This window comes from Vibrio sp. 10N.286.49.E11, from assembly GCF_041469505.1.
Taxonomy (GTDB): Bacteria; Pseudomonadota; Gammaproteobacteria; order Enterobacterales; family Vibrionaceae; genus Vibrio; species Vibrio crassostreae_C.
The window spans coordinates 1-6,951 of the sequence record NZ_JBFRKQ010000098.1 but is presented as its reverse complement, the minus strand read 5'-3'; the positions used below and the strand labels follow the sequence as shown (position 1 = coordinate 6,951).

Sequence of the window (6,951 nt, the reverse complement as noted above, 5' to 3'; positions counted from 1 at the left end):
GTTCATGGGGCGGATACATTGTAGTATGTTGGTTTGTCCTAAGTAACTATTGGACATTTCTGAGTCAGTGATTTTGCTAAATTAGAAAGTAATGAATAACTACAAGTATGGAAAGACGCTTAACTTGGTGTCCAGTCTATCTGGTGCAGATCAAGTTTAATCATCTACTACAACTAACGACATAGCCGTAAGTGAAATACCTTATACTTTCACTGTGCCATAATACTTTTCAGTAACGTCAACCAAGTCTTGGGCTTTATTTAGTAGATCTATAAAATTACTCTCATATTTTTGAAGAGTATCTTTCTTATCCCAATGCCACATTGCAGGAGGGTAATTACTCACATCTTCAATCAAACTACAACGTTTCAGTGCATATAACGCCTCTAAGTATTCTGGTTCAAAATTTATCGCTAATACTTCAACGAGTAAAATTTCCTTAATAATGCCATCGACTAGGAAGGACTCTAGAGCTTGAAGGTTAGTCATCATAACGCCGGGAGTAGCAGTGCTAACAGAGGAATCAGATAGAATTCCTGTAACTTTTAGTTGGCGAGAAACAAGTGATATCGGTGGGATGACTGTTTCATCACATATCGTGACTTGACCATTTAATCTCAGGAAGAAGTAACGAATTTTGAAACTAATATTTCGCGTGGTTTTAATACAACTTTGTGCGTTCCGCCTGCGCTTTTCATGAGCGGGCAAATAGACTGTCAAAATATAGAATAAAAGACCAGAAAGAAAAGAGAGTGACAAATTGACCAAGATAGCCGCAAGCGCAGCCCCACCTTGAAACAGCTCAGTCGTGTCGTTGAAGATAAATTCAAATGATACCAATAGGCAAGCGCTTGCTATAGCAAGAGTTGCAAGTGTGGGGTGTAGTTTAACAAATCTAATCATACTAGTGCTTCAATGCTCAAACTAATGTTGTTAACGACTCGGCTATCAATGAACTGGTATAAGCTCTGTCCTCATGACTACCCTCGCCTCGCTGATGTTCCTTTTAAGACTTAGGCAGATTACTGGCATTACCAAAAGTAAGTCAATTGACACTTGACTAAGTGAGGGGTTAATCGCTTGAAGCAAGGAATGGGGCAATTATGTGTTCATAAAAATCACGATTACTACTGCCAGTATGAGAAGCAATATTGGTAGCTTTGAGGCGGCATTGTTTTTCTTGGACTCCTTAGGTGGCGTCTCCACAACATTTAAAGTGGATGCGATGTTTGTAGCACTTGAAGGGGCTCCTTTTTGTTCTAAGCTATCTCTTATCTCATCATCTTCTTTGAGTTCATCTTTGTAACGGTTAATCACCGTATCTAATGACACATTCAACAATGTACAATAGGTCTTTGCTGTATTGGTGCCTTTAACCAATTCATAAACTTCGCTTGCCTCAGTAGTTAGTTGGTCAATCAACATGTATTGCGGTCTGCCGATTCTATGCTCCAATAAGTAACCGTTAATAGATCGCTCACGCCCATAACCAGTGACCAAAAGCCCAGCTACCAACTCTTCCAAAGGTGTTTTATCTTGGCTTTTTTCTCTTTGTACTTGCCTCAGCATAGACTCATAGGCCGAATAGACTAGATCCCAATCTTGCTTTTCGGTCGCTTCAGCTAGGTTAGTATGAGACTCTCTCCATCTAGCATCTGCAATTGACACATTGACTTCATCAACATTCCATTCTTTTGCTAAATTTTTACGTGCATTTAATACGCCCTTATTAGCTTCATACCAGTCACGCCACCATCCATCTGCTAGCGCTTTCAGTTCTTCCAACAGAAACAAATCGCCCTCACGATAGAGGCGTTGAGCACCAGACAATGGCTCTTTTCTTGGGTAAATGGGCTTCTTACAAGATTTACACTTTGCTTTACGTTTAGGTACTTTCTCTAGCTCATAGTTACAGTAAGGGCATTGTGACGTAGTACCGCAATTAGCTGCTAGCACTTTTAACTGTTCTTTCCTTTTCATAAAACGCTACCCAAGAATCTAAATAAAACCAATAATATATCACCATCTTACATTAGAAAATGTTGGTCAATATGATCGTGCTTGTTTAGTGAAGAGCAACAACTCTAAGTAGAAAAGGGGCAAAAATGAGTTATGTCACTACTCATTTTTGCCTTTTTCATTAGCATTAAAACTCAATCTATCGACCGTATTGCTCAATAATAAAGTGCTCAAAATCATCACACATTTGGTCATTCGACTTTGCATTATTCGCTAATTCAGTTGCTCCATCAACGATCGATACCTTCGCATTCAAATCCGCGACTGGTGCACGTTCTCTTGTCGACAGCTGCTTTATTTTTTGCTCTTCAATCGCCCAAGCTTGCTCTGGCGATAAGTTGCACTCGTCGGCGAGGTATTTGGCGTTAAAACCTTCTCCTGTCAGGCTTTCGATTGTCCCATTATGATTCACGCTATTTCCCTTGTACCAGTAGTGCTTAGCCAACAAAGGGCCGATTTCTGGGTTATCGGTTAAATAACCAAACTTGTCAGTGAAATAGGCACGAGTTTGGTAAACCGCCATATGAGCCAATAGATAGCCTTGGTAAGCACAAGAAGCTTCATCGGACAGCAAATGTGGAATCGCCATTAATGGGCGTGGACTGCAAGATAATCCAAGAATCGTTTTCTCACTATGACGTGCGAGCTCCGTGATTTTTTCAGGTGTCAGATCTTCATCCGCCAATTCGTATAGCGCTCGTTCAAAGTAAGGAACCACAAGAATGCTGCGTTCTTCATAGGCTTTGAATGGTTGTTTGTTATCAATGATAGCTTTAATCAATTCATCTGGTATAGGTTGGCCTTCTGAATTCAGCGCATACTGTTTTAGCCAATCGGCATCTGTCAGCAGACTGTCGCAGAACATCGATTGGGTTTCGGCATAAGCCATCGAGGTTGGTGCAAATTCCTGAGAGAAACAAGGCGCATTCATTTTCACATTGGCAAAGTGTGCGGCGTGTCCACCTTCGTGAAACAGCGTATTAATACCATCATAACCACTGCCAATTTGATCGGGTTTGGCATTGCTAGTGAAGTTTACTTTAGCAGCAACCCAAGCACCTTGATCATAGAAAGAAGGAATAGGCCCATGACAGAACCCATTTGGGTATTTACCTTTACGATCAAGGAGATCCAGTTTCAGTGTTGCTTGAGAATATTCGATGTTGAGACGGCCAAAAGACTCTATCCAGCGTCTGAGTGACTTTGAGAATGGAACATAAGGGTCCAAGTCATTCATAACATCACCAGCAAAAGAGTAGATAAAGTTATGCGCTTCCAGTGCATTCTGGCCTTTTTTCTCAGCTAAGTTAGTTAGGCTTTTTAGATTGTTATCGCGCGTGCGTGCTTCGAAGTCATCCAATATCGTGAACAATTGTTGTGTCGTCATTTGCTCAGTTTTAACCACTGAGTAATCAAAGAAGGTTTTGAAACCAAGCGATTGAGCAAACTGATTGCGCTTTTTGATAAGTTCGATGAAGCCGTTAGCTAATAGCCATTGTTCTAAATCTAATAGTGCTTGGTGTGCAGAAAGTCTTACCTGTTCATTGCCATTACTTCTGACGGCTGAACCTAGAACCGGCAATGATCCTTCGGTCTCTTCACCCGCTTCATTTACGTAAGTCATGACATGGTTTTGTTTTTTCTCAAATAATTCGGCCTCAAATTTGATGAGTTCGGCTTTCAACTTCTGAGATGGTTCTGATTCGATCGAGTGAGATCTAAAGGTCGCTAGCCAACCATTTAATCCGGTTAGTGTGCTCTTCCTTTCTTCAAGATCTTGAATCTCGCCGATTGCATCAATGTGTTTTTGGATAGCAGTAATTTGCTCGGCAGAACTAAGAAACTCGGTCCACTGGGTTTGTGCAGATGTTGACCCATCGTGGTCATCACTTATTCCCATGTAAGTATCCCAAAAGAAGTCTTCTTTTGCTTTGTGAGTCGCAAGATAATCTTGATTTAATTGGTTGAGATAGTTCGTTGCAGTCATGATGTTCCTTGAAAAATAACGCCTGAGTTTCAAGATTATGACACATTCATAGGACGTATTTTGTGACGTTGCATATAACGGAATGTAAGTCACAGGATCTCGGTTTACATTACGGCGTATGTGTGTAAATTAATTAACTGTTAACTGTTAACGTTTTGTTTTTTGCTAGTATTATTTAAAGAATATCCGCTGATTTTTTCGCCTTTTATTGAGCAAATGGATGTCCTCAATGTCAGCGTTTTTGTAAGGAAGAGGTTTAGGATGGATCCTATTTTATATATCGAAGTTGGTGGTGTCGTATGGCAGGTATTTGCTGATGGTACATGGCTTCAAGTGCCCGCATCACAGCCTAAAGTTGAAGGTGTGCAAGTTGTTAGTATTGAGTCTCAGAATTTAGATCAGACTCAATCGATCACTGAGCCACAAATAGCGGCTGTCGAACAACAACTCGAAGAGGTCGTGACTCAGCTCGTCAACAATATCGAAAGTGCGCCTCAACAACCGAGTTCTGCCAATGATCAACCCAGCTCCAGTGCCTCTTTTATTGCATATGTTCGCTCTACATTAGATGAAACTCTTGCAGAAGCAGGTTTTGACACTCGACCGACCGAATATGAAGAGGAAGACACCACTTCAAACGATGGGAATCTAGATGCGCTGTTACCTAGTGCAGAACTGACCGTAGATATACTTGATGGCGGCGACGGTTACGAAAACCAGTTTGAAGTACCAGGTGTCACTATTAAGGGTACGGCTGTGGATGTTCGTGATGGACGAACAGTTGCAATTACCATCACCGATGTTAACGGCAACACATTAACTACCACTGCGATCACAACTAACGAAACCTATGTTGTAAATGGTGTCGATCTTACTTCACTAGCTGAAGGTGATCTCCAAGTTGACGCGATTATTGCCGATGATTTTGGTAATAGCATCACTGCTAACGATTCCACAATCAAAGATACGCTAGCGACAATTGATGTCGATTTTGATGGTTTTGGCGATGAGTTTTATAACGAATTCGAAGTCAGCAATGGTGCATTGGTTGGCACAGTGACCAATGTGGAAGATGGTCAAGTTATCTTAATTACGATTACAGATAGTGATGGCTTATCTGTAGATTATTCCACGAACGTGTCTGGTAACAGCTGGACACTCGAAAACCAAGACTATTCCAATTTCGCGGAAGGCGAACTCACGGTTGTTGCAAGCACCGTCGATATTGCCGGAAACCCTACGTCAGCTACCGATACCATTGTTAAGGATACGCTTGATCGAATCCTTGTTAGATTCGATGGGTTTGGCGATAACTATTATAACGAAAATGAAGTTAGCAAAGGTGCATTGATTGGTGCGATCTTCAATGTCGAAGATGGCCAAGTTATTGATATCACGATCACGGACAGCAATGGTTTATCCGTTGGCTACACGACAGTTGTGTCTGGTAATTTTTGGAGTCTGAAAGACCAAGATTACTCTGATTTTTCAGAAGGTGAGTTGACGGTTGTCGCTAGTACTACGGACGTAGCTGGTAATACGATTTCGTCTACCGATACAATTATTAAAGATACCTTAGTCAACATTGGTGTTGATTTCTCTGCATCTGATGATGAGTTTTATAACCAAGCTGAAGTCTCAAATGGGGCGTTGGTTGGTACTGTGGCAAATGTGGAAGACGGTCAAACTATATCTATCACAATCACAGATGCTAATGGCAAGTCGGTTGATTATTCAACAACGGTATCCGGTGGTAATTGGACTCTAACTGGCCAAGATTATTCAGCTTTCGCTGAAGGTGAGTTAACGGTTGAAGCAAGCGTTACGGACATTGCCGGTAATACAGCAACTTCTAGCGATACGATCGTCAAAGATACGCTGGCGGATATTAGTGTCGATTTTGATGGTTTTGGTGATGAGTATTACAACTCAGTAGAGGTGAGCAATGGCGCATTGGTCGGCACGGTGACCAATGTTGAAGATGGCCAGACAGTATCAATCAGCATCACCGATGCCGATGGTAAGTCAGAAAATTATACCGCGATAGTTTCTGGTGGCGAATGGAGTCTCATTGGTCAAGATTATTCAGCCTTCGCTGAAGGCACGCTAACAGTAGAAGCTACGGTTTCAGACGTTGCAGGCAACACTGCTACTTCTAGCGATACCATCGTTAAAGATACGTTGGCGGATATCAGTGTCAATTTCGATGGTTTTGGTGATGAGTATTACAACTCTGCCGAGGTCAGTAATGGCGCATTGGTCGGCACGGTGACCAATGTTGAAGATGGCCAGACAGTTTCAATCACTATCACCGATGTTGATGGCAAGTCAGAAAATTATACCGCGATAGTATCTGGTGGCGAGTGGACATTAGTCGGCCAAGACTATTCGGGTTTTGCTGAAGGTATCATGACTGTAGAGGCTACAGTTACTGACGTTGCAGGCAATACTGCAACTTCTAGCGATACGATCGTCAAAGATACGTTAGCGGACATCAGTGTCGATTTTGATGGCTTTGGTGATGAGTATTACAACTCCGCCGAAGTGAGTAATGGCACTTTGGTCGGAACGGTGACCAATGTTGAAGATGGCCAGACAGTATCAATCACTATCACCGATGTCGATGGCAAGTCAGAAAATTATACCGCGATAGTTTCTGGTGGCGAATGGAGTCTCATTGGTCAAGATTATTCAGCCTTCGCTGAAGGCACGCTAACAGTAGAAGCTACGGTTACGGACATTGCGGGTAATACGGCAACTTCTAGCGATACCATAGTCAAAGATACGTTAGCGGACATCAGTGTCGATTTTGATGGTTTTGGTGATGAGTATTACAACTCTGCCGAGGTCAGTAATGGCGCATTAGTTGGCACGGTGACCAATGTTGAAGATGGCCAAGAAGTTTCAATCACTATCACCGATGTTGATGGTAAGTCAGAAAGTTA

At 42.0% G+C, this 6,951-nt stretch carries 4 protein-coding genes; 1 reads left to right on the top strand and 3 read right to left on the bottom strand.

What is annotated here, in order from left to right:
- Positions 1–201: 201 nt before the first annotated feature.
- From AB4167_RS20395 to AB4167_RS20385, 3 genes are all read right to left on the bottom strand, one after another.
- Complete coding sequence (locus AB4167_RS20395) at positions 202–903, bottom strand: hypothetical protein (RefSeq protein WP_136982195.1); 702 nt, start codon at positions 901–903, stop codon at positions 202–204.
- A 198-nt stretch (positions 904–1,101) separates the two neighbouring features.
- Positions 1,102–1,980 (bottom strand): hypothetical protein, encoded by an 879-nt coding sequence (locus tag AB4167_RS20390; RefSeq protein WP_136982196.1) that lies wholly within the window; start codon positions 1,978–1,980, stop codon positions 1,102–1,104.
- A gap of 178 nt (positions 1,981–2,158) precedes the next feature.
- Complete coding sequence (locus AB4167_RS20385) at positions 2,159–4,006, bottom strand: M3 family metallopeptidase (protein WP_372136952.1); 1,848 nt, start codon at positions 4,004–4,006, stop codon at positions 2,159–2,161.
- A gap of 261 nt (positions 4,007–4,267) precedes the next feature.
- Here AB4167_RS20385 and AB4167_RS20380 point away from each other — a divergent pair.
- Positions 4,268–6,951, top strand: a 2,684-nt coding sequence (locus AB4167_RS20380; protein WP_372136951.1) for a beta strand repeat-containing protein, incomplete at its 3' end; no start/stop codon positions are given.